Below are 721 nucleotides of genomic sequence, written 5' to 3' on the forward strand. Positions count from 1 at the left end.
ATTCTAAATACTCGTCCGCACCATATTTGCTACCTTCGCGTCCCAAACCGCTGCGTTTCACGCCGCCAAACGGTGCCACTTCATTAATGATTAAGCCCGTATTGATGCCGACCATGCCGTATTCCAAGGCTTCGCCGACGCGCCACTGACGGGCGGTGTCGGAGGTAAAAAGGTAAGCTGCCAAACCGTATTCCGTATTGTTTGCAGCCTCGACGACTTCGGCTTCGGTTTCAAAACGGAACACCGGACACAAAGGTCCGAAGGTTTCCTCGTGAGCTACCGCCATTTGCGCCGTAACGCCGCTTAAAACGGTCGGCTCAAAAAACGTTCCGCCCAATGCGCTGCGTTTGCCGCCGGTCAGGCAACTTGCGCCTTTAGCCAATGCGTCGGCGATGTGCTGCTCTACTTTCTCCACCGCTTTTTCCTCAATCAGCGGTCCTTGGTTTACGTTATCTTCCAAGCCGTTGCCCAATTTGAGCGCAGCCACTTTTTCACTCAATTTGTGACAAAATTCCTCGTAAATGCCGGATTGAGCGTAAACGCGGTTGGTGCAGACGCAGGTCTGACCGCTGTTACGGAACTTGCTGGCGAGCGCACCTTCGACGGCTTTGTCTAAATCGGCATCGTCAAACACGATAAACGGCGCATTGCCGCCCAGTTCTAAGCTAAGTTTTTTAATGTCTGCCGCACTGTCGGCAAAAATTTTTGCGCCGACTTCGGT

Annotated in this window: 1 protein-coding gene; it reads right to left on the reverse strand. The window is 52.8% G+C overall.

Annotation, left to right across the window (positions count from 1 at the left end):
• Nucleotides 1–721, reverse strand: a 721-nt coding sequence (locus ACTHUR_RS14000; protein WP_440399152.1) for an aldehyde dehydrogenase family protein, incomplete at both ends; no start/stop codon positions are given.

It is taken from the genome of Neisseria sp. P0021.S007 (assembly GCF_051956855.1).